Origin of the sequence: Azospirillum oryzae, assembly GCF_900177515.1 — a bacterium.
Classification (GTDB): Bacteria; Pseudomonadota; Alphaproteobacteria; order Azospirillales; family Azospirillaceae; genus Azospirillum; species Azospirillum oryzae_A.
The window spans coordinates 2296726-2322283 of record NZ_FXAK01000007.1 but is presented as its reverse complement, the minus strand read 5'-3'; the positions used below and the strand labels follow the sequence as shown (position 1 = coordinate 2322283).

At 67.6% G+C, this 25558-nt stretch carries 23 protein-coding genes and 3 tRNA genes; 16 read left to right on the top strand and 10 right to left on the bottom strand.

What is annotated here, in order from left to right:
* The first annotated feature begins 106 nt into the window (after nucleotides 1–106).
* Nucleotides 107–532, top strand: a complete 426-nt coding sequence (locus tag B9N97_RS23440) for a DUF1465 family protein (protein WP_085090096.1) — start codon at nucleotides 107–109, stop codon at nucleotides 530–532.
* Nucleotides 533–669: 137 nt separating this feature from the next.
* Here B9N97_RS23440 and rpmE read toward each other — a convergent pair whose 3' ends face one another.
* Nucleotides 670–894, bottom strand: coding sequence for a 50S ribosomal protein L31 (gene rpmE / locus B9N97_RS23435; protein WP_012974887.1), 225 nt, complete (start codon nucleotides 892–894; stop codon nucleotides 670–672).
* Nucleotides 895–1127: 233 nt separating this feature from the next.
* Between rpmE and B9N97_RS23430 the strand changes: the two genes are divergently transcribed.
* The 8 genes from B9N97_RS23430 (at nucleotide 1128) to B9N97_RS23395 (ending at nucleotide 8912) form a co-directional block, all read left to right on the top strand.
* Nucleotides 1128–2921, top strand: a complete 1794-nt coding sequence (locus tag B9N97_RS23430; protein WP_085090095.1) for an ABC transporter transmembrane domain-containing protein — start codon at nucleotides 1128–1130, stop codon at nucleotides 2919–2921.
* A gap of 79 nt (nucleotides 2922–3000) precedes the next feature.
* The gene (locus B9N97_RS23425) at nucleotides 3001–4134 is read left to right on the top strand and encodes an ABC transporter permease (protein ID WP_085090094.1); all 1134 of its coding nucleotides are present in this window, start codon (nucleotides 3001–3003) and stop codon (nucleotides 4132–4134) included.
* Nucleotides 4135–4347: 213 nt separating this feature from the next.
* Complete coding sequence (gene mepA, locus B9N97_RS23420; protein WP_244560861.1) at nucleotides 4348–5280, top strand: penicillin-insensitive murein endopeptidase; 933 nt, start codon at nucleotides 4348–4350, stop codon at nucleotides 5278–5280.
* A gap of 205 nt (nucleotides 5281–5485) precedes the next feature.
* Complete coding sequence (locus B9N97_RS23415) at nucleotides 5486–6427, top strand: methyltransferase domain-containing protein (protein ID WP_244560860.1); 942 nt, start codon at nucleotides 5486–5488, stop codon at nucleotides 6425–6427.
* A gap of 112 nt (nucleotides 6428–6539) precedes the next feature.
* Nucleotides 6540–6626, top strand: a tRNA-Leu gene (locus B9N97_RS23410).
* Between the two features lie 38 nt (nucleotides 6627–6664).
* A tRNA-Ala gene (locus B9N97_RS23405) sits at nucleotides 6665–6740 on the top strand.
* A 238-nt stretch (nucleotides 6741–6978) separates the two neighbouring features.
* Nucleotides 6979–7350: a hypothetical protein gene (locus B9N97_RS23400; RefSeq protein ID WP_085090091.1), complete on the top strand. Its 372-nt coding sequence runs from the start codon at nucleotides 6979–6981 to the stop codon at nucleotides 7348–7350.
* A 446-nt stretch (nucleotides 7351–7796) separates the two neighbouring features.
* On the top strand, nucleotides 7797–8912 hold the full coding sequence (locus B9N97_RS23395) for a glutathionylspermidine synthase family protein (RefSeq protein WP_244560859.1): 1116 nt from the start codon (nucleotides 7797–7799) through the stop codon (nucleotides 8910–8912).
* Nucleotides 8913–8932: 20 nt separating this feature from the next.
* On the opposite strand, the gene B9N97_RS23390 is transcribed toward B9N97_RS23395, so the two are convergent.
* Both B9N97_RS23390 and phaR read right to left on the bottom strand, forming a co-directional pair.
* Nucleotides 8933–9151, bottom strand: a complete 219-nt coding sequence (locus tag B9N97_RS23390; protein WP_085090089.1) for a hypothetical protein — start codon at nucleotides 9149–9151, stop codon at nucleotides 8933–8935.
* A 207-nt stretch (nucleotides 9152–9358) separates the two neighbouring features.
* The gene (gene phaR / locus B9N97_RS23385) at nucleotides 9359–10009 is read right to left on the bottom strand and encodes a polyhydroxyalkanoate synthesis repressor PhaR (RefSeq protein ID WP_085090088.1); all 651 of its coding nucleotides are present in this window, start codon (nucleotides 10007–10009) and stop codon (nucleotides 9359–9361) included.
* A gap of 596 nt (nucleotides 10010–10605) precedes the next feature.
* Between phaR and B9N97_RS23380 the strand changes: the two genes are divergently transcribed.
* From B9N97_RS23380 to B9N97_RS23365, 4 genes are all read left to right on the top strand, one after another.
* Nucleotides 10606–11937: an alpha/beta fold hydrolase gene (locus B9N97_RS23380; protein WP_085090087.1), complete on the top strand. Its 1332-nt coding sequence runs from the start codon at nucleotides 10606–10608 to the stop codon at nucleotides 11935–11937.
* 113 nt (nucleotides 11938–12050) lie between these two features.
* Complete coding sequence (locus tag B9N97_RS23375; RefSeq protein ID WP_085090086.1) at nucleotides 12051–13226, top strand: acetyl-CoA C-acetyltransferase; 1176 nt, start codon at nucleotides 12051–12053, stop codon at nucleotides 13224–13226.
* Nucleotides 13227–13375: 149 nt separating this feature from the next.
* Nucleotides 13376–14098 carry an acetoacetyl-CoA reductase gene (phbB, locus tag B9N97_RS23370; protein WP_085090085.1) on the top strand — a complete coding sequence of 241 codons (723 nt, stop codon included), beginning with the start codon at nucleotides 13376–13378 and terminating at the stop codon, nucleotides 14096–14098.
* 210 nt (nucleotides 14099–14308) lie between these two features.
* Nucleotides 14309–15823 carry a UbiD family decarboxylase gene (locus B9N97_RS23365; protein WP_085090084.1) on the top strand — a complete coding sequence of 505 codons (1515 nt, stop codon included), beginning with the start codon at nucleotides 14309–14311 and terminating at the stop codon, nucleotides 15821–15823.
* A gap of 51 nt (nucleotides 15824–15874) precedes the next feature.
* Here B9N97_RS23365 and B9N97_RS23360 read toward each other — a convergent pair whose 3' ends face one another.
* The 5 genes from B9N97_RS23360 to B9N97_RS23340 form a co-directional block, all read right to left on the bottom strand.
* On the bottom strand, nucleotides 15875–16258 hold the full coding sequence (locus B9N97_RS23360; protein WP_085090083.1) for a gamma-butyrobetaine hydroxylase family protein: 384 nt from the start codon (nucleotides 16256–16258) through the stop codon (nucleotides 15875–15877).
* A complete protein-coding gene (locus B9N97_RS23355) occupies nucleotides 16255–16485 on the bottom strand; it encodes a Trm112 family protein (RefSeq protein WP_085090082.1) in 231 nt (76 codons plus the stop codon). The genes B9N97_RS23360 and B9N97_RS23355 overlap by 4 nt, the downstream gene beginning before the upstream one ends.
* Before the next feature lie 46 nt (nucleotides 16486–16531).
* Entirely contained in the window at nucleotides 16532–17200 is a 669-nt protein-coding gene (locus tag B9N97_RS23350) for an LON peptidase substrate-binding domain-containing protein (RefSeq protein ID WP_085090081.1), read from the bottom strand.
* A gap of 58 nt (nucleotides 17201–17258) precedes the next feature.
* Nucleotides 17259–18212 carry a thioredoxin family protein gene (locus B9N97_RS23345; protein ID WP_085090080.1) on the bottom strand — a complete coding sequence of 318 codons (954 nt, stop codon included), beginning with the start codon at nucleotides 18210–18212 and terminating at the stop codon, nucleotides 17259–17261.
* A gap of 207 nt (nucleotides 18213–18419) precedes the next feature.
* Nucleotides 18420–18992, bottom strand: a complete 573-nt coding sequence (locus tag B9N97_RS23340) for a prolyl-tRNA synthetase associated domain-containing protein (protein ID WP_085090079.1) — start codon at nucleotides 18990–18992, stop codon at nucleotides 18420–18422.
* Between the two features lie 161 nt (nucleotides 18993–19153).
* On the opposite strand from B9N97_RS23340, the gene B9N97_RS23335 reads away from it, so the two are divergent.
* Nucleotides 19154–19228: transfer RNA gene (locus tag B9N97_RS23335), tRNA-Gly, on the top strand.
* Between the two features lie 166 nt (nucleotides 19229–19394).
* On the opposite strand, the gene B9N97_RS23330 is transcribed toward B9N97_RS23335, so the two are convergent.
* Together B9N97_RS23330 and B9N97_RS23325 are read right to left on the bottom strand one after the other, a co-directional pair.
* Nucleotides 19395–20069, bottom strand: coding sequence for an elongation factor P hydroxylase (locus B9N97_RS23330; protein WP_085090078.1), 675 nt, complete (start codon nucleotides 20067–20069; stop codon nucleotides 19395–19397).
* A 160-nt stretch (nucleotides 20070–20229) separates the two neighbouring features.
* The gene (locus tag B9N97_RS23325; RefSeq protein ID WP_085090077.1) at nucleotides 20230–22239 is read right to left on the bottom strand and encodes a methyl-accepting chemotaxis protein; all 2010 of its coding nucleotides are present in this window, start codon (nucleotides 22237–22239) and stop codon (nucleotides 20230–20232) included.
* A 431-nt stretch (nucleotides 22240–22670) separates the two neighbouring features.
* Here B9N97_RS23325 and B9N97_RS23320 point away from each other — a divergent pair, with 431 nt between their 5' ends.
* Nucleotides 22671–23795: a glycosyltransferase family 2 protein gene (locus B9N97_RS23320; protein WP_085090076.1), complete on the top strand. Its 1125-nt coding sequence runs from the start codon at nucleotides 22671–22673 to the stop codon at nucleotides 23793–23795.
* Complete coding sequence (locus B9N97_RS23315) at nucleotides 23792–25540, top strand: glycosyltransferase family 39 protein (RefSeq protein ID WP_085090075.1); 1749 nt, start codon at nucleotides 23792–23794, stop codon at nucleotides 25538–25540. The genes B9N97_RS23320 and B9N97_RS23315 overlap by 4 nt, the downstream gene beginning before the upstream one ends.
* The last annotated feature ends 18 nt before the right edge of the window (nucleotides 25541–25558 follow it).

Sequence of the window (25558 nt, the reverse complement as noted above, 5' to 3'; positions counted from 1 at the left end):
TCAATCCCCGCCTGGGGTTGCCGGGTGCCGCCCGGTCACCAATTGTTAATCAGTTGCGGCAAGGCTCACGCTAGGGCCGTAAGTCCGCAGGAGGGGGCCGACGACCATGACTTCGCATACCTTCTTCTTCAACGGTCCCTACGACGAGACGATGGCCCTCTTGATCGAGGCGCGGAATTACATCGCCTATCATGACGCGGCCGAACACCGGAAGCTGCCGCCGCAGGTGCGTCTTCAGATTTCCTATGAATCCATGCGGGTGACCAGCCGCCTGACCCAGGTGATGGCGTGGCTCCTGGCGCAGAAGGCCGTGCATGCCGGCGAGATGACGAAGGAGCAGGCGGCGAGCGAGGATTTCGCGCTGTCCGGCGGCGAGATCTGTTCCGACCCCAGCGGCCCCGACAACGAGGATTTGCCGTCCGGCCTGCGCAGCCTGCTGGAGCGCAGCCACAGCCTGTACATGCGCGTCCATCGGCTCGACGCCATGGTCCGTGCCGATGTGGAGCGCGAGGCCGCGGCGGCGGTGGGCTAACGGTTCCCTCGCGGATCTTTCACAAACGATCCTGCGGATCATGCACAATCGATCCTGCGGATCTTTCGCAAACGAAAAGGGCGTCCGAACCGGTCGGACGCCCTTTTCGCATCGGCAGGATAGAAGCGCGGTAACGCTTACTTCTTGAGGCCGAAGTTCGCGAAGCGCTTGTTGAACTTGGCGATCTGCCCGCCGGTGTCCAGCAGCTTCTGCACGCCGGTCCAGGCAGGGTGCGACTTCGGGTCGATGTCGAGGCGCAGCGTGTCGCCCGGCTTGCCCATGGTGGAGCGGGTCGTGAACGAGCTGCCGTCGGTCATGACCACGGTGATCTCGTGATAGTCGGGATGGATGTCAGTCTTCATGGCCGGGGTTCCTGCAAAGCGAGCGGCGTCTATACCAAAACCCCCTCCCCGGCGCAACCCCGGAATCTCGCCTCATTCGGGGTGCCGGTGACGGCTTCCACGGCCATTTTCCGGGCGGTTTCACCGGCACGTCGCCTTGTTGGCTTCACCTTACCGCGCTATATGCCAGCGATCCGCATCAATAACCCCAACAGACAAGCGGGAACAGCGTGGCTCGCCAACCCTCCCCCGACATGATCGCCGCCTCCGCCCGTGGCGAGGCGGATGTCCGCCGCCGCGACCTTGGACCGCTTCGCCGTCTGGTGCCGTTCCTGCTTCCTTACAAATGGCGGATCCTGGGCGCCATGTTGGCGCTGACCGTGGCCGCCGGCACCGTGCTGGGGCTGGGGCAGGGGATGCGGGTGCTGATCGACCAGGGCTTCGCCGGCGGCGACACCTCGCTGCTCGACCGGGCGTTGCTGGTGCTGCTTGGGGTGATCGCGCTGATGGCAGCCTCCACCTACGGCCGCTTCTATCTGGTGAGCTGGATCGGCGAGCGGGTGGTCGCCGACATCCGGCGCGCCGTCTACGACCATGTGCTGACGCTGTCGCCGGGCTTCTTCGAGACGACCAAGACCGGGGAGATCCTGTCGCGCCTGACCACCGACACCACCCTGCTGCAGGTGGTGGTCGGATCGTCCGCCTCCATCGCGCTGCGCAATGCGCTGCTGTTCCTCGGCGGCACTGGCATGCTGCTGATCACTTCGCCGAAGCTGACCGGGCTGGTCGCGCTGGTGGTTCCGCTGGTGGTGGCGCCGATCATTTTCTTCGGCCGGCGGGTGCGCAAGCTGTCGCGCGATAGCCAGGACCGCATCGCCGACGTGGGATCCTTCGTGGAGGAGACGCTGGCGGCGATCCGCACGGTCCAGGCCTACACCCACGAAGCCATCGACCGCGCCCTGTTCGGCCGCCGCGTGGAGGATGCCTTCGACGTCGCCATCCGCCGGGTGCGGGTGCGGGCGGTGATGACGGTGATCGTCATCGTGCTGGTGTTCGGCGCCGTCGGCATCATCCTGTGGATCGGCGGCCATGACGTGGTGGCCGGCCGCCTGACTCCGGGCGAGCTGTCGGCCTTCGTCATCTATTCGGTGGTCGTCGCCGGATCGGTCGGCGCCATCAGCGAGGTGATCGGCGACCTGCAGCGCGCCGCCGGCGCGACCGAGCGGCTGTTCAGCCTGCTGTCCGTCGAGTCGGAGATCCGCGCCCCCGCCGTGCCGAAGCCGCTGCCGCTCCCGGCGGCGGGTGCGCTGTCCTTCGACGCTGTCCGCTTCCATTACCCGTCGCGGCCCGATTGGGCGGCGCTGGAGGGCTTCTCGCTGGACGTCAAGCCGGGCGAGCGGGTGGCGCTGGTCGGTCCGTCGGGCGCCGGCAAGTCGACGGTGTTCCAGCTTCTGCTGCGCTATTACGACCCGCAGGCCGGTTCGGTGCGGCTCGACGGAGTCGAACTGCGCGACGCCGATCCGGTGGAGGTGCGCCGCCGTCTGGGGCTCGTGGCGCAGGACCCGGTGGTCTTTTCCGCCAATGCCTGGGAGAACATCCGCTACGGCCGGCCCGACGCCTCCGACACCGAGGTGCGTGCCGCCGCCGAGGCCGCACATGCGCTGGACTTCCTCGATGCGCTGCCGGAGGGGTTCGATACCTTTCTGGGTGAGAAGGGCGTGCGGCTGTCGGGCGGCCAGCGCCAGCGCCTTGCCATCGCCCGTGCCATCCTGCGCGACCCGCCGGTGCTGCTGCTGGACGAGGCGACCAGCGCGCTCGACGCCGAGAGCGAGCGGATGGTGCAGGATGCGCTCGACCGGCTGATGCATGGCCGCACGACGCTGATCGTCGCCCACCGGCTGGCGACGGTGCTGAACGCCGACCGCATCGTGGTGATGGACCAGGGCCGCGTGGTGGAGACCGGCACCCATGGTGAGCTGGTGGCGCAGGGCGGGCTCTATGCAAGGCTCGCGGCCCTGCAGTTCGACCGGGCGGACGGGGTGGCGTAGGGGGAACATCTGGGGGGCGTCGACGCCTCCATCGAACCGCGCTACCCTCCTCGCACCCCCAGCCCTGTGAGGCAGTGCGATGGCGCGGATATCGGCGGGCCGCCTGATGGCGGTGATGGTGAAGGAATTCATCCAGATGCGGCGCGACCGGCTGACCTTCGCCATGATGGTGGGGGTGCCGATCCTGCAGCTGATCCTGTTCGGCTTCGCCATCAACTCCGACCCCAAGGCGCTGCCGACCGCCGTGCTGGTCGCCGATTCCAGCCCCTTCGCCCGCACGCTGGTCGCGGCGATGGAGAATTCCCGCTATTTCGCCATCACCCGAACTGCGACGTCGGAGGCCGAGATCGACCGGCTGCTGGCGGAGGGGGAGGTGCAGTTCGCCGTCACCATCCCCATCGGTTTCGCCCGTGATCTCCAGCGCGGCACCCGCCCGGTCCTGCTGGTGGAGGCCGACGCGACCGACCCGGCGGCGACCAGCAACGCGCTGTCGGCGCTGTCCACCATCGCAAGGCAGGCGCTGAACCCCGACCTGACCGGGCCGCTGGCGGGCCTGCGCGCCGGGCCGGACCCGGTGGAGCTGCGCGTTCACCGCCGCTACAACCCGGAGGGCATCACGCAATACAATGTCGTGCCGGGCCTGATGGGCGTGGTGCTGACCATGACCATGGTGATGATGACGGCGCTGGCCGTCACCCGCGAGCGGGAGCGCGGGACCATGGAGAACCTGCTCGCCATGCCGGTTCGGCCGTTCGAGGTCATGCTGGGCAAGATCGTGCCCTTCGTCGTCGTCGGCTATGTCCAGGTGCTGCTGATCGTGGTGGCGGCGCGGCTGCTGTTCGACGTGCCGATCGTGGGCAGTCTGGGGCTGCTGTCCGCCGTGCTGATCCTGTTCATCGCCGCCAATCTGGCCGTCGGCTTCACCTTCTCCACGCTGGCGCGCAACCAACTGCAGGCGATGCAGATGTCGTTCTTCTTCTTCCTGCCGTCGATGCTGCTGTCGGGCTTCATGTTTCCGTTCCGCGGCATGCCGGGCTGGGCGCAGGCGGTGGGTGAGATCCTGCCGCTGACCCACTTCCTGCGCATCGTCCGCGGCATCCTGCTGAAGGGGAACGGGTTCGCCGAGATCGCGGCGGAGGTGCTGGCGCTGGCGCTGTTCCTGACGGTGGTCACCGTGGTGGCGTTGAAGCGCTACCGGCAGACGCTGGACTGAGCCGGCGCCTTCCCGTCGGGCGCAACCCGGACGGATTGCCCGGATGGACCGGGCCGGTGCCGGAGGGTCCGGTTGTGCGGCCTGGATGCATCCTCCATCATTCCTTAACCACGGATCCGCTATAGCGGTATCGGCCGCGGTGCCGGGGACGGCGGGGGGACGGACATGGGGAATCTTGCGGGGATTCGTGCTTTCGGGGGGCGTGCCTTCAGGGTGATTGCGTGCGTCGGGCTGGTGGCCGCTCTGCTGGCGGCCGGCGATGCCGACGCCAAGTCGCGGAAGAAGAAGCCGGTCCCGATCCCGGCCTACGCCACCAGCGTCGCCTGGGGGGCGGTTGCCGGCCCGTCGCTGGGGGCGCCGAGATCCATCGGCGGTTACGCGGCCGGCTGCGTCGCCGGTGCCCGCGCCCTGCCGCCGGAAGGCGTCGGCTATCAGGTGATCCGTCTGTCGCGCCAGCGCAATTTCGGCCATCCGGTGCTTGTCGACATGCTGCGCGACTTCGGCCAGCGGGTGGCGCATGCCGGGCTGGGCACGGCGCTGATCGGCGACATGGGGCAGGCGCGCGGCGGACCGATGCCGTCGGGCCATGCCAGCCACCAGATCGGGCTGGACGCCGATGTCTGGCTGCGGCTGGACCTGCCGCCGATGGGACGCGCCGGACGCGAGCGGCTGGATGAGATCAAATACGTCGATTACGACCGCATGCGCGTCACCGCCGACTGGTCGGACCGGCAGGCCCGGATGATCCAGATCGCCGCCAGCGACCCCCGCGTCGCCCGCATCTTCGTCAATCCGGCGATCAAGCTGGCGATGTGCCAGCGCAGTTGGCCGGACCGAGGCTTCCTGAACAAGCTGCGGCCCTGGCACGGCCATGACGGCCACATGCACATCCGGCTGAATTGCCCGGCCGGCAGCCCGCTGTGCGAACAGCAGGCGGCCCAGCCCGACGGCGACGGCTGTGACGACGAACTGATGTCCTGGCTGGACAGCGCCTCCCCCGCGATCGAGCATCCGCCGGGCTACAAGCCCGAGCCGCGGGTGGTCCGCAAGATGCCGGCGGCCTGTGCCCCGGTGCTGAATGCGGCGGGCACGCGCATGGCCTCCCTGCCCGAATCGGGCTCTGCCCCTGCCAAAACAGCGCGCTGACGGGTGTGTTTCCACCAAGAAATTTTTCCACTTGCATGCAATTAGCGTCCGTCTAACCTGAGACCGGACGGATTCTTGCGGTCGCTGTGTTGGGACTCGGCCGGACAACCGCAAGATTGCTGTGCCGTCCGGCGCCGGATGGGGAATTCGGCGTTGGCAGGTCGATCGGCGGATGGGGTGCCACGGCGATGACGGACAAAGGGCGATGACGGACAAGGACGGATCGTCCGGGCATGGACCGAGCCTGAAGACGCGCCTCTATGCGTGGTGGGAAGGCTATGACCTGTCCGGCCTGAAGGCGAAGAAGGGCGAGGAGCAGCCGCAACAGCCCGAACAGCCGCAGCCTGCCGCACCCGGCCCCGGCATGAACCGCTGGGGCAAGCCGCTGTGGACCGCCACCCGCATCGAGGTCGCGGAGAAGATGTGGGGCGAGGGCTTCAACACCCCCGGCGGCGCCGACCACATCCCCTATCTGGTCAAGCCGCTGGGCCTGAACCCGGCGATGAGCGTGCTGGACCTCGCCGCGGGATTGGGCGGCACCAGCCGCACCATGGCCGGCAAGTACGGCTGCTGGGTCACCGGGCTGGAGGCGTCGGAACTGCTGGCGAAGGAGGGCATGGTCCGATCCTTCAAGCTGGGGCTGGAGAAGAAGGCGCCGATCGAGACCTTCAATCCCGAACATTTCGGCTATCCAAAGCGCGTCGACGCCATCGTCTACAAGGAAGGCCTGTTCTTCGTCCGCGACAAGGAACAGATGTTCGACGGCATGGAATTGGCGCTGAAGCCGCGCGGCCATCTGCTGATCACCGACTACATCGCCGAAGCGGATGTGATGGGCGCCAAGGCGATCCAGACCTGGTGCGACAAGGAGCCGTTGACGCCGAACCTGTGGCCGAAAGACCGCATGGCGAACGCGTTCGCCCAGCGCAACCTCGACCTCCGCATCGCCGAGGACATCTCCGACACCCACCGTGGCCTGATCCTGTCCGCCATCCAGGGGCTTGTCGAGCATCTGGAGAAATTCCAGCTCGACACCCCCACCAAGCTGGCGGTGATGGAGGAGGTCGAATTGTGGGCCCGCCGCGTCGCCGCCATCGAGGCCGGCGTGCGGGTCTACCGTTTCTACGCGATCAAGCCGGCGGAGTAGGGGGCGTTCGGCCTCCATCCCAAAAAACTTTTGCGCAATCGCATTTTCTCCTTGAGCACAACGCCCGGTCTGGGTACATAGAGCGCCCCGCGTGACCCCAAGTAACGCGGATGCGCTTGTGGCGGAACTGGTAGACGCGCTAGGTTCAGGTCCTAGTGGCTGAAAGGCCGTGGGGGTTCGACTCCCTCCAAGCGCACCAACACCTCTTGTGTTGGTGAAGAGTAGAAGAAATATAGTGGGGCCATAGCTCAGCTGGGAGAGCGCTACAATGGCATTGTAGAGGTCAGGAGTTCGATCCTCCTTGGCTCCACCATTTCTTCCCGCCTGTCGGGGCGGCCAATTCCCGACCAATCCGGATATTTATCGGTACAGCCACTGTGGCTATCCTGCATCAGCAGGAGGCTGACAGGGTGTTACCACCTTGGAGAGCATGGCCGAACGGGTGCCGCGCACGGATAATTGCGCCTGTCGAACCGCGAACTTTCACCTGTTCGCTTCGATACACACGCACCAGAACCGCACGCCATTCCGATTTTCCGGAGCCCCCCGCCATGTCCACACGGATGGAACACGGGTTGAGGACGCTTGTCCTTGCCCTTTACGATGAAGCCGCATTGACCGCGGCTGCCAAGGGCCTGACCGGCCTGCTGGCCGAACGGGCGGCTTTGTACGAGGCCGCCAGCCTCGCCTCCGTCACCGCCCGTCGTGCGGTGTCCGAGGAGGAGGTGCTGCGCCTCGTGCTGTCGGCACGCCGGCTCCAGCGGCTCGGCGGCACGCGCGACGACCGGCCGGTGCTCGTCCCCAATTTGGCGGCGATCCCGCCGGTGCATCGGGTGGCCGAGGCGATGAAGCCGCGCCGTGGCCGTCTGGCGCTGTGGGCGATGCGGTCGCTTGCGCGGAATCCCTCGGCGCCGCTGATCTGACGCGCGCCGCAGTCCGGACCGGGCCGCTGCCGCCTTTCGCCGCAGCGGCCCGTCTCGTTTTGGGTCGATTGAGGGCGGTCAATTGGGGGCAGCCCCATTCGGCGCGGTTCCGACGGTCCCCGGCGAGGGGGAGCTATCGCGGATGCGCGCTGGTGCGCTGCAGCGGAACGGGTTACATACGCAAGGCTGTGCTTGCGCCGCAGTGATTGCATCGCGAGCATCCGCGCCTGCGTCGGATTGGCCCCCGGAGTTAAGTGTTGACCAGTGGATCGTTGACCAGCCTGCTGCCCGTCTCCCTTTCCACGCGCCGGCCCGTCGCCGCCGTGCGCGGTCCGGCTCGCCGGCGCTGACGTCCGCGGATCGGAACGGGCATGCGAAGGACGACGATGAAGCCACGGGCCGATTGGCGCCCGGGTCTCCGCAAATATCCCTATGGTGTGCGCGCCATGTCGGCCGGAGCCGCCTGGCGGGAGGACACCGTCTATGAGTTCACCGCGTCGCAGATCGACCTGATCGAAAGCGTGGCGGATGAACTGCACAGCATGATCGCGGTCGCCGTTCGCCATGTGATGGAGCACAAGCTGTTCGCCTCGCTCGGCATCCGTGGCGACCTTGCGCGCATGCTGGAGGCGTCCTGGCTCGATTACTGGGCCGGCGGTCGGCGCAACGAACGGGCGGGCGGGCTGGCCGGACGATTGACGCTGGCCTATGACGGGCGCGACAGCGTCAAGCTGCTGGGCTGCAATTACGACACCTGCGAGGGGCTGTTCGCCGCCTCGCTGATCCAGCGCAACTGGCGCGAGGCGATGGCCCCCGACGCCAACCAGTTCAACGGCCTGCACGAGGCGCTGGTCGAGCGGTGGGAGGAACTGGCGACGGGCGTGCCCGGCCGCGGCCGCATGCATGCGACCTGCGCCACCCCCGATCCGGTGCGCGAGGGCGAACTGGTCTATCTCGCTGCCACCGCGGCGGAGGCCGGTATCGACACCCGCCTGCTGCCGCTGCACTCCATCGCCTGGGACGGCCGCCGCTTCCTGGATGACGAGGGGCAGCCGATCTCCTGGCTGGCGAAGCTCTATCCCTGGGACGGGCTGGCCGACGACGGGTTCCTTCAGCGGCTGCGCAGCAGCGGCATGAGCGTGCTGTCGCCGCTGTGGTGCTGGCTGTGGTCGAACCACGGGCTGCTGGCGGTGCTGTCCTACCTCTATCCACGCCACCCGAACCTGTGCCGTGCGGCGCTGGACCCCAGCGGCGTGGCCGGGGCCGACATGGTGACCGTTCGCGCCCTGCACGGACTGGACGGCGCGCCGAGCCGCATCCTGGAACAGGGGGTGGTGATCGCCGACGACGGGCCGGACATCGGCGAGGATGTCGCGGCCCATGGCGCGGTCTGGCTGGAAACCCCGCCCGGATTCCGCGAGGAGGACACGCGCGCCGTCCTGCACGCCTGGATCGTCGGCGACAAGTGCCTGGGCATGGGGGTGCGGGAATCCGCCGATCCGCGCCTGGGTTCCGGCGTCGGCCCGGATTCGGCGATGGTCCCGCACCTGTTCAGGGGCTGATCGCCCCGGTTGCGGCGCCTTTAAGGGGCGAACGGGTTCTTAAGCGCCGGGCCGAAGGTCGCCTTGCGGGCGGCGCGCCAGATATTCTCGGCCGCCACGTCGTTGCCGCGGTCCGCGATGGCCATGCCAGCCACGCCCGGCTGATGGCTGAGCCAGTCGCGCAACAGATTTTCAAAACGCGTGACCTCGCGCGGGTCGTCGCTGGCCAGGGTGATTGAGACGGTCAGTTCGGTGGTCATGGTCGGTTCCTTCCGATCTGTTGAACGGCCGGTCGACCCAGCAATAATGCCGGACCGGCACGGTGGCCGAGAAGGTGCCCCCTATGCACGGATGCAAGCCTGCGCGCCCGTCCCGGCCCGCGCAATGAAAAAGGCGGGGTATGACCCCGCCTTCCGTGCCGTCCGCTTATCGGGAACGTTTTCCGCCGGACCTGTCCGACCGCCCCGTTACTTTGTGTCCGACTTGCTGCCCGGGCTGGCGATGCTGGCGATCTGCTTCTGCAGTTCGTCGATCTGCTTCTGCAGCTCGTCGAACGTCACGCCGCCCGGACCGGCGGGCGGGTTGTTGGTGGACGCCGGGCCGGGCTGGCCGGCCGGACGCTGGCCACCGGGCATTTCGTCCGGGGCGCCGGCGGCGCCGAAGGGCGTGAACATGCGCATGGCGCGCTCGAACATCGCCATGTTCTGCTTGCTGACCTCGTCCAGCCGGCCGAACGGGAACATGCCGCCCAGCGTGTTCTGGAAATAGTCGCGCATCTGCTCCTGATTGCGGGAGAAGGCCTGCATCGAATATTCCAGATAGCGCGGCACCACCGACTGCATGTTGTCGCCGTAGAAGCCGATCAGTTGGCGCAGGAAGCTGATGGGCAGCAGGTTCTGCCCCTTGCTTTCCTCTTCCACGATGATCTGGGTCAGGACGGAGCGGGTGATGTCCTCACCGGTCTTGGCGTCATAGACCACGAAATCCAAGCCGTCCTTCACCATCTGACACAGATGGTCCAGCGTCACGTAGCTGCTGGTGGCGGTATTGTAGAGCCGCCGGTTGGCGTACTTCTTGATCGTGATCGGAGCGGACTTCTGGTCTTCCTTGTCGGCCATCGCGGACTCTTTCAAGAAGGGACATGTTCCAGGGCGGGTGTTCCGGAACATGCGGGACAGGCGGCGAAAATTGTTCCGTCATTAGGACTACTCGAAGGGATAGCAATTTGTCCAGCGTTGCGCCGCGGCATAGCGCCGCGGTTGCGTTGGATCTGCCGGTCCAGACGGAGAAATGGAACGCACCCGGGCCACTCCCGCCGATACCCGAAAGGTCAGGTGACCCGCCATGCCGGACTGGTCAATCCGGCCCCGCAGCCCCTATAATCCGGCCATGGCCGACCCGTCGAATCCAGACCGACCCTCCGATCAATCGTCCTGCGATCCGCCGTCCTACGAATCGCTGGCGCGCCGCTATCTGGACCTGTGGCAGGACCAATGGACGGCCAGCGCCGCCGATCCGGAAATGGCGGACATGATGACCCGCCTGTTCCAGATGATGGGGCAGGGCGCCGGGCCGTTCGGTTTCGGAATGGGCGGTTTCGGAATGGGCGGGTTTGGCGCCGGCTCTATGGCAGGTTCCATGGCCGGCACCGGCTGGGATCCCCGCCCGTGGCCATTCTCCAACACCGGCTCCCCCCAACACGGACAGCCCACCGATGAGCGATCGTCTGGCGGACGACAGGCAGGCGGAGAAGACGCCGCCCGGCCAAGGGACAAGGCCGGGGATGCGGCAGGGGCCGCGCCCGCTGGCCCTGCATCTGACGGCGGCTCTGGGCAGCTTGCTCAGCTCCTCGGCCGCATTGCCGCTCTTGAGGAACGGCTTGCTGCCTTGGAGTCCGGCCCTGCGGGACCGGGCGGCGGCGCTCAGGGACGAAATGTCGCAGGCCGACCGGATGACCCGGGGCCGGCCCCATCTGGGCGGCGGGGCGGGCGGCGCCGACCGTCTGAGCGGTGAGGTCGACCGCGAGATCCGCCGCCGCATCGACGCCGTCCTGACCGGGATCGAGCGGTATCGCCACCACCCTTACCGCCGCGACCTGCCCGACCCGCCGGTGGTCTGGACGGAAGGGGGATCGCGCCTGCTGGATTATGGCGAAGGGGCCGGTGACGGCGGGACGGGCGGCCGGCCGGTCCTGTTCGTGCCGTCGCTGGTCAACCGCGGCTATATCCTGGACCTGTCGCGGGACAAGAGCCTGATGCGCTGGCTGGCTGCGCGCGGATTCCGGCCGCTTTTGCTGGATTGGGGCAGGCCGGGGCCGCTGGAGCGCCGCTTCACCCTGACCGACTACATCGCCGGCCGGCTGGAGCGGGCGCTGAACTTCGTCGTGGAGGGGGTGGGGGCGCCGGTGCCGGTGGTCGGCTATTGCATGGGCGGGCTGCTGGCCGCGTCGCTGGCGCAGCGTCGGCCGCGCGCCGTCGCCGGGCTGGTGCTGATGGCCACGCCCTGGGATTTCCATGCGGAGGATGCTGCCACCGCGCGCCGGGTGGCGACCTTCATCCAGCCCTGGGGCCCGGTGCTGGACCGCTGGGGCGAGTTGCCGACCGATGCGCTGCAGGCACTGTTCGCCCAGCTCGACCCGCTGCTGGCGCTGAAGAAGTTTTCCAGCTTCGCCCGCATGGCGCCGGAGTCCCGCGCCGCCGCCGCCTTCGTCGCGCTGGAGGATTGGCTGAACGACGGGGTGCCGCTGGTGGCCGGGGTGGCGCGCGACGCGCTGGCCGGCTGGTACGGGCGCAACGACACCATGGCCGGCGCCTGGATGGTCGCGGGCCTGCCGGTCGATCCCGGCGCCATCCGCGTGCCCACCCTGGCCCTGATCCCGGAGCGCGACCGCATCGTGCCCCCGGCCTCCGCCCTGGCGCTGGGCGCCGCGATCCCCGGCGCCCGGATCCTGCGCCCGCCGCTCGGCCATATCGGAATGGTGGTGAGCGCGGGCGCCGAGACCGGAGTGTGGAAGCCGCTGGCCGAATGGCTTGCTGCGACAGGTTAGCGCCGCGACCTTCGGCCAGCTTGCACCTGTCATGTTGCCCGACTTAAGGTAACAATCACTCCGAGCGTCCCACCAGCGCTATAATAAAACTGTCCTATTTCGAGGAGCGTTCAATGACCGAAGTCGTCATCGCCGGTGCCGCCCGTACGCCCATCGGCAGCTTCAACGGTGCCCTCAGCGCCGTTCCCGCCCACGTTCTGGGCGAGGTCGCGATCCGCGAAGCGCTGGCCCGCGCCAAGACCGACGCGGCGGAAGTGAACGAGGTCATCTTTGGCCAGATCCTGACCGCCGGCCAGGGCCAGAACCCCGCCCGCCAGGCCGCCGTCAACGCCGGCATCCCGGTGGAGGCGACCGCCATCGGCGTCAACCAGCTCTGCGGTTCCGGCCTGCGCACCGTGGCACTCGGCTATCAGGCGATCAAGAACGGCGACGCCGACGTCCTGGTCGTCGGCGGCCAGGAGAGCATGAGCATGGCGCCGCACGTCATGCACCTGCGCAACGGCACCAAGATGGGTTCCGCCGAACTGCTCGACACCATGCTGCGCGACGGCCTGACCGACGCCTTCCATGGCTATCACATGGGCAACACCGCGGAAAACATCGCCCAGAAGTGGCAGCTGACCCGCGAGGAGCAGGACGCCTTCGCCGCCGCCAGCCAGCAGAAAGCCGAGGCCGCCCAGAAGGCCGGCCGCTTCAAGGACGAGATCGTCCCGGTCACCATCAAGGGCCGCAAGGGCGACGTCGTCGTGTCGGAAGACGAATACCCCAAGCACGGGACCACGGTGGAATCCCTGGCCAAGCTGCGCCCGGCCTTCTCGAAGGATGGCACGGTGACCGCCGGCAACGCCTCGGGCATCAATGACGGCGCCGCCGCCCTGGTGCTGATGACGGCGGAGAACGCGGCCAAGCGCGGCGTCACCCCGCTGGCCCGCATCGTGTCATGGGCGACCGCGGGCGTCGATCCGGCGATCATGGGCACCGGCCCGATCCCGGCCTCGCGCAAGGCGCTGGAGAAAGCCGGCTGGACCGTTGACGACCTCGACCTGATCGAGGCGAACGAAGCCTTCGCCGCCCAGGCGCTGTCGGTCAACAAGGACCTGGGCTGGGACACCAGCAAGGTCAACGTCAACGGCGGCGCCATCGCGCTCGGCCATCCGGTCGGCGCCTCGGGCGCCCGCGTGCTGACCACGCTGCTGTTCGAAATGCAGAAGCGTGACGCGAAGAAGGGTCTCGCCACCCTGTGCATCGGCGGCGGCATGGGCATTGCCCTCTGCGTCCAGCGCGACTGAGGACCGGACGGGCCGCTTTCCAATAGGGCAAGCGGCCCGCTTCGCTTGACGGTTTGGGATATCCGCCGGACCTGCGGAGGGAGTCCCGTACCCAAAAATAAAAAGTCAAAGAAACCAACCAACCATCACTAAATCTGGGGAGAAGAACTATGGCTCGTGTTGCAGTCGTCACTGGTGGCACCCGCGGCATCGGCGAGGCGGTTGCCGTCGCCCTGAAGAATGCCGGCTACAAGGTCGCCGCCAACTATGCCGGCAACGATCAGGCGGCGGAGGAATTCACCGCCCGCACCGGCATCCCGACCTACAAGTTCGACGTCGCGGATTTCGACGCCTGCAAGAAGGGTATCGCCGCGATCGAGTCCGACCTGGGCCCGGTCGACGTGCTCATCAACAACGCCGGCATCACCCGTGACGGCGTGATGCACCGCATGACCTACGAGCAGTGGGAGAAGGTGATCCACACCAACCTGTCCTCCTGCTTCAACATGTGCCGCAACGTCATCGACGGCATGCGCGAGCGCGGTTTCGGCCGCATCGTCAACATCGGCTCGGTTAACGGCCAGGCCGGCCAGTACGGTCAGGTCAACTACGCCGCCGCGAAGTCCGGCATCCACGGCTTCACCAAGGCGCTGGCGCAGGAGAGCGCGGCCAAGGGCATCACTGTCAACGCCATCGCGCCGGGCTACATCGACACCGACATGGTGCGCGCGGTGCCGGCCAACGTGCTGGAGAAGATCGTCGCCCGTATCCCGGTCGGCCGCCTGGGCCGTGCGTCGGAGATCGCCAAGGCCGTGCTGTACCTCGTCGACGACGACAACGGCTTCATGACCGGCTCGACCCTGTCGGTCAACGGCGGCCAGCACATGTACTGATCCCAGGCCCTGATCCCTGTCCGGGTCTCGCACCCCGGTTCCTGAGTTGTGACGAAGCCCCTTTCCCGCTTTCGGCCGGACCCTTGGTCCGCCGAGGGTGGGGGAGGGGTTTTGTTTTGGAATCGGCCCCGCCGCACTTGACGGGGCGGCCGCCGAGTTGAAGGTTATCGTCCGTTTCGGACGCACCACCACCACATCGGACACCCTGCGATGCCCTACACCTCGTTGCGTGACTTCATCGACCGGCTGGAGAAGGCGGGGCGGCTGGTGGTGGTGAAGGAACCGGTGTCCACCGTGCTGGAGATGACCGAGATCCAGACCCGCCTGCTGGCCGAGAACGGCCCGGCGGTGCTGTTCGAGAATGTCATCAAGGCGGACGGCACGCGCTCCGAGATGCCGGTGCTGGTCAACCTGTTCGGCACGGTGGAGCGGGTCGCCTGGGGCATGGACCGCGAGCCGCACCAGCTGCGCGCCGTCGGCGAAACGCTGGCCTTCCTCAAGCAGCCGGAGCCGCCGGGCGGCTTCCGCGAGGCGCTGGAACTGATCCCGCTCGCCAAGACCGTGCTGTCGATGAAGCCGAAGACCGTCGGTTCGGCGCCGTGCCAGGAGGTGGTGCTGACCGGCGACGACATCGACCTCGGCCGCCTGCCGGTGCAGGGCTGCTGGCCGGGCGAACCGGCGCCGCTGATCACCTGGCCGCTGGTGGTCACCAAGGGGCCGACGGGGAAGCGCGAGGACGACTTCAACCTCGGCATCTACCGCATGCAGGTGCTGGGCAAGAACAAGACGATCATGCGCTGGCTGAAGCACCGCGGCGGCGCCCAGCACCATCACCGCTGGGCCGCCAGCGGAAAGCGCGAGCCGCTGCCCTGCGCCGTCGTGCTGGGGGCCGATCCCGGCACCATCCTGGCGGCGGTGACGCCGGTGCCCGATACCCTGTCCGAATACCAGTTCGCCGGCCTGCTGCGCGGCAAGAAGGTGGAGCTGGTGGAGTGCAGGACGGTGCCGCTGAAGGTGCCGGCCCAGGCGGAGATCGTGCTGGAGGGCCATGTCAGCCTGGACGAGTACGCCGACGAGGGGCCGTACGGCGACCACACCGGCTATTACAACTCGGTCGAGCCCTTCCCGGTCTTCACCGTCACCGCCATGACGATGCGGCGCAAACCGATCTACCTGTCCACCTTCACCGGCCGCCCGCCCGACGAGCCGTCGGTGCTGGGCGAGGCGCTGAACGAAGTGTTCATCCCGCTGCTGGTCCAGCAATTCCCGGAAATCGTCGACTTCTGGCTGCCGCCGGAAGGCTGCTCCTACCGCATCGCGGTGGTCAGCATGAAGAAGGCCTATCCGGGCCACGCCAAGCGGGTGATGATGGGCGTCTGGTCCTTCCTGCGCCAGTTCATGTACACGAAATGGGTGATCGTCGTGGACGACGACATCGACGCGCGGAACTGGAAGGACGTGATGTGGGCGATCTCCACCCGCATGGACCCGGCCCGTGACATCACCGTGATCGAGGGCACACCGATCGATTATCTAGACTTCGCCAGCCCGGAGTCGGGTCTCGGCGGTAAGGTCGGCCTGGACGCCACCAACAAATGGCCGCCGGAGACCAAGCGAGAATGGGGCGAGAAGCTCCACATGACCGATGAGGTCGTGGAGAAGGTCAGCCGCAAATGGGATCTGTACGGCCTGCCGGGCAGCGGGAAGCCGATCTGGAAGAAGTGAGGGAACGGGAAACACCCTCTCCCGCTGCGGGAGAGGGATTGTCCACAGTAATCACCGCCGCGGGTCGCGGCTCAGGCCCTTGGCCTGCAGCTCTTCGAGATACTCGGCCCACAGGGTCTCCTGTTCGGCGCCGATCTCGTAGAGGTATTTCCAGCTGTAGATGCCGCTGTCGTGCAGGTCGTCGAAGACGATGCGGATGGCGTAGTTGCCGACCGGCTCCAGCCGCATGATGCCGACATGGCGGCGGCCGGCAACCGTCTGCTTCTGGCTGGGGTTGTGGCCCTGCACCTCGGCGGACGGGCTGACCACGCGCAGGAACTCCGCCGGGTAGGAGAAGGTCCGGCCGTCGTCGAAATCGACCTCCAGCCGCTTTTCCTCCTTCTTCAGGCGGATTTCGGTCGGCCAGTGAACCGTGCCGAACCCATCTTCACTCATCGCTGCGACCCCGCTTTGTCCAGGCTGCGGGCCTCGTCGATCAGCATGATCGGGATGCCGTCGCGAATCGGATAGGCCAGGCCGGCGCGCTCGCTGACCAGTTCGGCGCGTTCGGCGTCATAGCGCAGCGGACCCTTGGTCAGTGGGCAGACCAGGATCTCCAGCAGCTTCGGATCGACGCGGGCGTTGGTTTTCGCGTCGCTGCTCTTGTCCTCGGGCGTCGCCATCTCGTGTCTCATAATGATTGGAAGAAGGGCGGTGATTGGAAGACCGTCAATGCTTGGGCGGCGGACCGTCCCCGTCATGGCTGTCGAGAATGGCCATCTCGACCAGCCCGATCAAGAGCTTCCCGCGTTCCGCCAGGGTAGGGGCCTCCAGCAGCGCCTGTTTTTCGCCGGGCGTGAAGGGGCAGATCATGGCCAGCGAGTTGACGAGCCGCTCGTCCAGCGTCGATTCGATGGATTTCCAGTCGACCGACAGGCCCTGAACCCGGAAATAGCTCTTCAGCGCGCCGAGCAGCCGGTTGCGGTCGATGTCGCCGCAGCCCTCGGGCTCCAGATCGGCGCGGAACGGGCGCCAGTCGGGAACGACCCGGCGATAGCCGCGCGCCCCCTCCACCTCCCGTCCGATCTCGAAACGGGCGACTCCGGTCAGGGTGATGAGGTAACGGCCGTCGTCGGTCTCGGCGAAGCTGGTGACGCGGCCGGCGCAGCCGCAGGAATAGACGGCCGGCTCGCGCTCCCGTCCCGCCGGGTCGAGCGGCTGGACCATGCCGATCATGCGGCCGCTGCCCAGCGCGTCCTCGACCATGGCGAGATAGCGCGGCTCGAAGATGTTCAGCGGCAGCCGCGCCCGCGGCAGCAGCAGGACGCCGGCCAGCGGGAAGATCGGCATCATCGCCGGCAACTGGCTGAACTCAGGGTCGAAGGGGTTTCTGGTCATGCCAATCAGATAGAACCCCTTCGCCGATGGAACAGCCGTCCTGTTTTCGGAAAAAGCCTCAGCTGAACATCATGGTCGACAGGCGGCGGCGGGTCTTCACCGTCAGCGGATCGGTATGACCGAACGCCTCGAAGAACTTCAGCAACTGCTTGCGGGCGCCGTCGTCGTTCCAGGTCCGGTCGCGCTTGAAGATCTCCAGAAGCTCGTCCACCGCGGCCTCGCGCTTGCCGGCGGCGAACAGCGCCATGGCGAGGTCGAAGCGCGAAGCGTGGTCGTTGGGATCGTGGGCGACCTTCTCCATCAGCTCCGGAATCGGGCCGGCATTGGCAGCCTGCTCCGCCACGTCGAGAGAGGCGCGGACGTTGGCCAGTTCCTTGTCCTTGGCGATGGCTTCCGGGGCCTGGGCCAGCATCTGCTTGGCGTTCTCCAGGTCGCCGGCGGCGATCAGGCAGCGGATGATGCCGGCATAGGCCTGGGCGTTCTCCGGCTCGGCCTGCATGATCTGGCTGTAGAGGTCGAGCGCGCCCTGCAGGTCGCCGCCCTCCATCATCTCCTTGGCCTGGGCGAGAGCTTCCTCCAGCATATCGTCGGCACCACCGCCGGCACCGGCCTGCTTGGCCAGCGCCACCAGCTTGTCGACGAAGGCCTTCACCTGCGATTCCGGCAGGGCGCCCATGAAGCCGTCGACCGGACGGCCCTGGAAGAAGGCGTAGACCGCCGGGATCGACTGCACGCGCAGTTGCGAGGCGATCATCGGGTTGGCGTCGGTGTCGATCTTCACCAGGCGCACCGCACCCTTGGCGGCGCGCACCACCTTTTCGATGATCGGACCCAACTGCTTGCAGGGGCCGCACCAGGGCGCCCAGAAATCGACGATCACCGGGACCTCGGCCGAGGCCTCGATCACGTCCGCCATGAAGGCGCGGTCAGTGCTGTCCTTGACGATGTCGGCGGCACCGGGGGCGGCGGGAGCGGCGGGCTTGGACCCGTTGGCGGGGGGCATGGAGAACATGGCGTGTTTCGGTCCCGTTGGTGATGCCTGGCCCATTAGGACATCCCGGTGGGCCATGGAGTTGCCGGTCCGGCCGCTGGCGGTCCGAACCCTGTCGTTGCCGACATATGTGAGCGCGCAAGCCGGCTCAAGCAAGCATTGCATGGGCAAGCATTGCGTGGGCAAGCATTGCATGGACAAGCAGTGCGAGGAACCCCCGCTTGCCGGTCAGTCCGCCCTGTCGCCCTCCATGCGGCCGAACTCGACGATCGCCGGTTCATGACCGCAGGCGCGGATGAAGCGCAGCAGGTCGTCGCGCCGGATCGCCGTGGTGCGGTCGTTCAGCAGCGGATGATAGTTCAGCAGCTCATGCTCCATCATCGCCTGCTGCAGGACCACGCGCACCTTGCGTTCGGTGTCGTTGACCAGGGCGAAGGGCGTGACCGACCCCGGCCGGATGCCGAGGAAGCGCCAAAGCCGCTCCGCCGAGGCGAAGGACAGCCGCGCCGACCCGATGACCTTGTCCAGCCGGTTCAGGTCGACCTTGGCATCCTCCAGCGCCACCACAAGCCAATGCTGGTCCTTCTTGTCCTTCAGGAACAGGTTCTTGCAATGGCCGCCGGGCAGGGCGCCGCGCAGGGCCTTGCTCTCCTCCACCGTGTGCAGCGGCGGGTGGCTGTGCGTGGTCGCCCGGATGCCCAGCGCGTCGAGCCGCGCCAGCAGCTGGTCCGGAGAGGTCGGCAGCGGCGCGTCGCCATCTGGCAGGGAGGCGCCCGGAAGGGGGAGCGATGCGGTGTCCATGACAGTCCTTTTACCGGCTGTGCGGAAAATCGTCCAGCCGGTGAAAAAATCTGAAACAAGGCCCTTGCATTGCGTCGGCCGATGAGTATAGTCCGCCGCACACCGCCGGACGGCACCGACAAGTTGCTGAAGCAAGAGTTGGTTGGAAGGCGGTACGGAGCGCGGGCGTAGCTCAGGGGTAGAGCACAACCTTGCCAAGGTTGGGGTCGAGGGTTCGAATCCCTTCGCCCGCTCCAGTTTCCTCCGGTCTTTACGCCGGAGCATGCGATCTCAAAAGGCCGGACCTTCGGGTGCCGGCCTTTCGCATTTTGGCTCCGTGACAGCTTGCGCATCTTGCCAGCCGTGACGGCGCCGTCCGTGAGCCGAGGCCCGGCCGGACGGCACACGGTCACCGCAATCTCGTTAAAACTGCGGGGAAAGCACCCGGGCACCCTGGCGGGCATCCGCCCAGTCGCGCGCCGTTGTCGGGCGGCCGTCGGCGTCGATCAGGCCGCGGGTGAACAGTTCCTCGGCGTGACGGATGAAGAAGGCGGCGGTGCTCGGCCGCTCCCAATGCTCCATCCAGTTCTGCTCCAGGAAGGCCAGGATTCCCGGCTGACCCAGCTCGACCTCCCACAGCACGCCGAGCAGGGAAGTCTGCTGCTCCTCGTGCATGCAGTCCTCGAAGCACAGGCGCTTGTCGGCGCGAGCCTCCTTGCGGGCGGTGGTCTCCGGGCCGGGGCCCAGGCCGTAATCGATCAGCGTCCGCCGCTCCGGCGCCGCGCACAGCCAGTGCGCCACCTCATGCACGATCACCGTCGCCTCGACATCGGTGCGGATCACCTTGCCGTCCCACATGAAGGAGCGGCTCGGCGGCTCGTCCAGCGTGTCGATGCCGTGGGCATGGGCCAACCGCACCGCGTCGGCCCGGTGGGCCGGCGTGTCGACGCCGCCGCCGGGCTCGTCCGCCGGCCGCACCGGCCAGGTGGAGGCAATGCGGCGGAAGGCGGCCCGCGCTTGGGCGTGGCCGTCCAAGTGGGCGTCGAAGGCGGCGATGGCCTTCGGCATGTCGTCGATGGCGATGGGGGTCAGGATCATGGCGCCTATGTGCCCAAGGGGGCGGCGTGGCGCAAGGGGAAAGTAACCGGACAAAGGAGCAGAGCTGCCCGCCAGAAGAAGGGCGCCGGCAAGCCCCGGTCCATTCGGGTCCTGCCGGCGCCATAACTGTCACCGCAGCGCTGAAGATCGGTGCCGTTTCTTACGCGGCGCGCATTTCGGCCAGGAAGCGCGACACGAAGCCGCGCAGGTCGGTCGCCTCGTGGTTCAGCCCGTCGGCGGCGGTCAGCACCTCGCGCGAGGCATCGCCGGTGGAGGCCGCGGCCTCCGACACGCCGGCGATGTTGCCGGACACCTGCTGCGTGCCGCGCGCCGCCTGCTGGACGTTGCGGCTGATCTCCTTGGTGGCGGCGCCCTGTTCCTCCACCGCGGCGGCGATGGTGGTGGAGATGTGGCTGATCTCCGCGATCACCCGGCCGATCTCGGCGATGGCGCCGGCGGCCTGCCGGCTGATCTCCTGAATGCCGGCGATCTGGCTGCCGATCTCCTCCGTCGCCTTGGCGGTCTGACTGGCGAGGTTCTTGACCTCCGACGCCACCACGGCGAAGCCCTTGCCCGCCTCGCCGGCGCGCGCCGCCTCGATGGTGGCGTTCAGGGCGAGAAGGTTGGTCTGGCTGGCGATATCGGTGATCAGCTGCACCACCTCGCCGATGCGCTGGGCGGCGTCGACCAGACCGCGGACGGTGCCGTCGGTCTTCTCGGCGGTGGCGACCGCCTGACCGGCGATGCGGGTGCTTTCCGCCACCTGCCGGCCGATCTCGGCGATCGAGGCGGTCAGTTCCTCCGTCGCGGCGGCCACCGTCTCCACGTTGCCGGTCGCTTCATTGGAGGCGCTGGCGACCGCATCGGCCTGCCGGGTGGTCTGCTCCGCGGTGGCGGACATGGTTTGGGCGGTCGCCTGAAGCTGGGTCGCCGCCGCCGAGACCCGGCCCAGCGCCTGCAGCACCAGCCGGTCGAACTCCTGGGTCAGCCGGTCGATGCGTTCGCCGCGTCCCCGCTGCGCCGCATGGTCGGCGCGCTGGGTCTCGGCCAGCCGGTCGCTCTCGATCAGGCTGTCCTTGAACACCTGCAGTGCTTTCGCCATGCCGCCGATCTCGTCGGCGCGGTCCAGGCCGGGGATGTCGACGCTGCGGTCGCCGCCGGCCAGCCGGGTCATGCGGTCGGTCATCGCCACAACCGGCCGCGACAGGCCGCGGCCGATCAGCAGCGCCGTCGCCAGACCCAGGACCACGGCGACCAGCGACGCAAGCACCATCCCGCCGCGCGCCTTGTCGAGGAAGGCGCCGGTCGCCATGCCCAGATCCTTCTGGTGGCCGACGCTGGCTTCCGTCAGCTGCTCCGCCTCGCTGGCGATGGAATCGCCGACGGGGATCAGCACCTCGTTGACCAGCCGGTCGCGCTCGGTGGTGGCCTTGACCACGGCGTTGAAGCCGGTGATGTAGACGCGCAGCATGGCGGTATAGGACATCGCCATCTTGCGGCGGTCCAGGTCGGTCAGCTTCGCCATCATCGCACCGCCGCGGCTGGCGGCGTCGGTGAACTGAGACCGGGTCTGGCTGGCCAGCGCCAGCGTGCCGTCGACATTGTAGCGCGTCGCCGAGATGCGGGCCGACAGCATGTGGCGCAGCGCCATGCCCGCCAGATAGGCGGCGTCGGTGTCGCCCGCCGCGCCGGCGCTGTCCATGATGCCGTCCAGCGCGGTTTCCAGCCGCGGCCCGATCTCGTCCAAGTCGGCGATGGCCTTGCTGCGCTGGTCCTGGAACTCCATCATGGCGGCGAAGGCTTCCCGATACTGGGCGATCTCCTGCGCCATATGGTCGGCGGTCTGAAGCAGCGCGGGATCGGTGAACAGGGCGCGGGCCTTGTCGATGGTCTGCGCCGCATCCTCCGCGGTGCGGCGGACGGTGGCGCCGACCTCCGCATCGCCGGTCAGCAGGAAGCGGGTCGCCTGCTGGCGCATCTCCAGCATCAGGGCCTGGAGGCGTCCCAGCTCGTTGGTCTGCTGGCCGAGCCGCCGGTAGGTGTCCACGGCGCCGCCGGCCTCCGACAGGGCCGCGATGCCGATACCGCCGATCAGCACCAGGAACACCAGGATGCCGGCGCTGGCCGCCGTGATCTTGCTTCCTACGGAAAAGCGATTGAAAAGGCTCATGGTCGAGGCCTCCGTCGGCACAGGGACGTTGCCCGACGCCTGTTCGGGCCCCAACGCTTTTTTGGGAACGAGCCGAAAGGGTCAGGCATTGCGACCTGTTTCAGAAAGCGTGCCACATGCCCCCGTATGGTGCGGTTGTGTGTGCGGGCAACCGGAGAGACCGATGGGTGACGTAGGGGAATGCGGCCGTTCCGCCACCGTGGAATAAACGGCAACGGCGGATGTTTGCCTGTTTCGTCGGATCGCAGGTGACCAGGGTCCGGACGCTTTCACGGGCGAACAGGCCATTTTTTGTGCCGTGGCGGTCACAGGAGAGGCATTTTGAACATCCCCCCGTATCGTGATATATGCCGAAGGGCGCAGCGGCCGACCGGGGTCGTCGCCGATCCCTTCATCTCCCGGTCCCTGACGCATTGACCCGACGGCTGGCCATGTCCATTCCCGACGCGCCCCTTTCCGCGGCTTCTCCGGAGGTCCGCACCGCTCCCGTCCGCCTTGAGGGCGAGGTCCTTCCATCGGCGAACCGGCCTCCGGCGAACAGGTCGGGCCGTCCGCGGCGCGGCTGCCTGTCGGTCGTCATTCCCTTCTATAACGAAGGTCCCAACATCGAGGCGCTGTTCGCCCGGTTGGTCCCGGTACTGGACGGGCTGGACATGGATTGGGAGGTGGTCTGCGTCAACGATGGCAGCCGCGACGACACCATCGACCGGCTGCTGGACGTCCATGACCGCGAGCCGCGGGTGAAGGTGGTCGATCTGTCGCGCAATTTCGGCAAGGAATTGGCGCTGTCCGCCGGCCTGAGCCACACCACCGGCGATGCCGTGGTGCCGATGGATGCCGACCTGCAGCATCCGCCGGAACTGCTGCCGGCCTTTATCGCCAAATGGCGCGAAGGATTCGATGTGGTCGTCGCCGTGCGCCATGCCCGTGTCGGGCAGAGCCTGAAGCACCGGCTGTTCGCCCGGTTGTTCTACTGGGTCTTCGACCATCTGTCGGAGATCAAGCTTCCGCGCGAGGTCGGCGATTTCCGCCTGATGGACCGCCGCGTCGTCGAGGTCATCAACCGGATGCCGGAGCGCACGCGCTTCATGAAGGGCATCTTCGCCTGGGTTGGCTTCCGCCAGGCTGCCATCCCCTATGAACAGGGGGAGCGCGCCGGCGGCGATACCAAATGGGGCTTCGTCAAGCTGCTGCGCCTGTCCTTCGATGGGCTGACCGCCTTTTCCACCTTCCCCCTGCGGGTGTGGAGCCTGGTCGGGATGGCGGTTTCGGGCGTCGCCTTCGTCTACATCATCATCCGCCTGATCCGCACGCTGGTCCACGGCATCGACGTGCCGGGCTATGAATCGCTGCTGGTTGCGGTGCTGTTCCTGGGTGGCATCCAGCTGATCACGCTGGGCATCATCGGCGACTATCTCGGCCGTGTCTTCGCCGAGGTGAAGGGGCGGCCGCTGTTCATCGTGCGATCGGCCCACGGCTTCGGCCCGGCGGATGGCCGGGAGGATCATGAGTTCGATCCCGTCGGCGGATCAGTGGGGCGGGAGCAGCGCCGATGAGCGTCGAGACCGGCCTGCGCGACGACGGAGATACCGTCGGCGGCCCCACTTCCTCTGCCCGCCGCCCCGCCGTGGCGACGGCCGCGCCGTCCACCGGCGGCGCCGGCGTCGTCGTGCTGCCGCGCGGCGAGGCGGCGCTGTGGGACGGGCTGTCGCGCGCGCTCCTGCTCGGCCTGTTGATCCTCGCCGCGCTGACCTTCCTCAGCTACGGCATCAGCACGGACGAGGAGGTGCAGCACATCTACGGCAAGAAGCTGCTGTCCTACTACCTCAGCGGCTTCCAGGACCGGTCGGCCTTCCATTTCAAGGATCTGGCCTATTACGGCGGTCTGTTCGACCTCGTCACCGCCGTGGTCGTGCCCTTCTCTCCCTTCGAGGAGTATGAGACGCGGCACCTGCTCTGTGCTCTGGTGGGCGTGCTGGGCATTGCCGGGACATGGCGCTACACCCGGCTGCTGGCCGGTCCGCGCGCCGGCTTCATCGCGGCGGCGCTGCTGTCGCTGAGCGGCGTCTATTATGGTGCCATGTTCAACAACACCAAGGACGTGCCCTTCGCGGCCGGCATGGTGTGGACGCTCTATTTCGCCACCCGCATCCTGAAGCAGATGCCGCGGCCGAGCCGCAGCGCGGTGCTGAAGTTCGGGCTGGTGCTGGGCCTGACCCTGGCGATCCGCGTCGGCGCGGTGCTGGCCGGCTTCTATCTGGCGGTCGCCATGGCGATGCATTTCGCGCTGGTGACGCAGCAGGAGGGCCGGCGCTGGGCGCTGGTCGATGCGCGGCGCGCCTTCCTCAGCCTGTGGCCGGCGATTCCCGTCGCCTATGGCATCATGGCGGTGTTCTGGCCCTGGGTGGTGCAGCGGCCGTTCCGCAACCCGTTGGAGGCCCTGCGCGTCGTCTCCCATTTCCCCATCGACATCCAGACGCTGTTCATGGGCGAGCTGGTCCATTCCAACGCGCCGCCGGCGCTGTACCTGCCGGTCTATCTGGCGGTGAAGCTGCCGGAGGCGGTGGTGATCGGCGTCGGTGTGGCGGTGGTGATGGCGGCGGTCTGGCTGGTGCGCGGCGGCTGGCGGCGGACCGGCGCCTTCACGGTCGTCCGCTACACGCCGCTGGTTCTGGCGGGCTTCCTGCCGATCCTGCTGTTCGTGCTGATGCGGCCGTCGGTCTACAACGGCATCCGCCATTTCCTGTTCCTAGCCCCGCCCATGGTGGTGATGGCGGCCATCGCCGCCGACCGGCTGTGGACGCTGTGCCAGCGCGGCGGCCGGGCGCTGGGGCAGACCTTCGCCGCGGCGATGACCGTGGTCGGCGTGGTGTACGCGTGGCAGCTGGGCGCCATGCACCCGAACCAGTACGTGTACTACAACCAGTTCGTCGGAGGCGTACGGGGCGCCGACGGCAAGTTCGAGCTGGATTACTGGGGCAATTCCCTGCACGAGGCCCTGCAGGAACTGATCGAGTATGTCGAGCGTGAGAATGATGGTCACGCGCCGCCGCGCCAGTATACGCTGACCGTCTGCGGCAACACGCTGGCGGTGCGGTTCGAACTGCCGCCCTGGCTGCGTCTGGTCAACGGGATCGAGCCGGACTGGCGCAAGGCCGACTTCTTCCTGGCCTTCACCCAGGTGAAGCGCTGCCCGTCGCTGCTGGACGGCCATCCGATCCTGGAGATCGCGGCCGACGACGTGCCGCTGTCCATCGTCAAGGACCGCCGCCCGCCCAGGGCCGATATCCCCACCGAATAACCATCCCCGCTCTGCCAA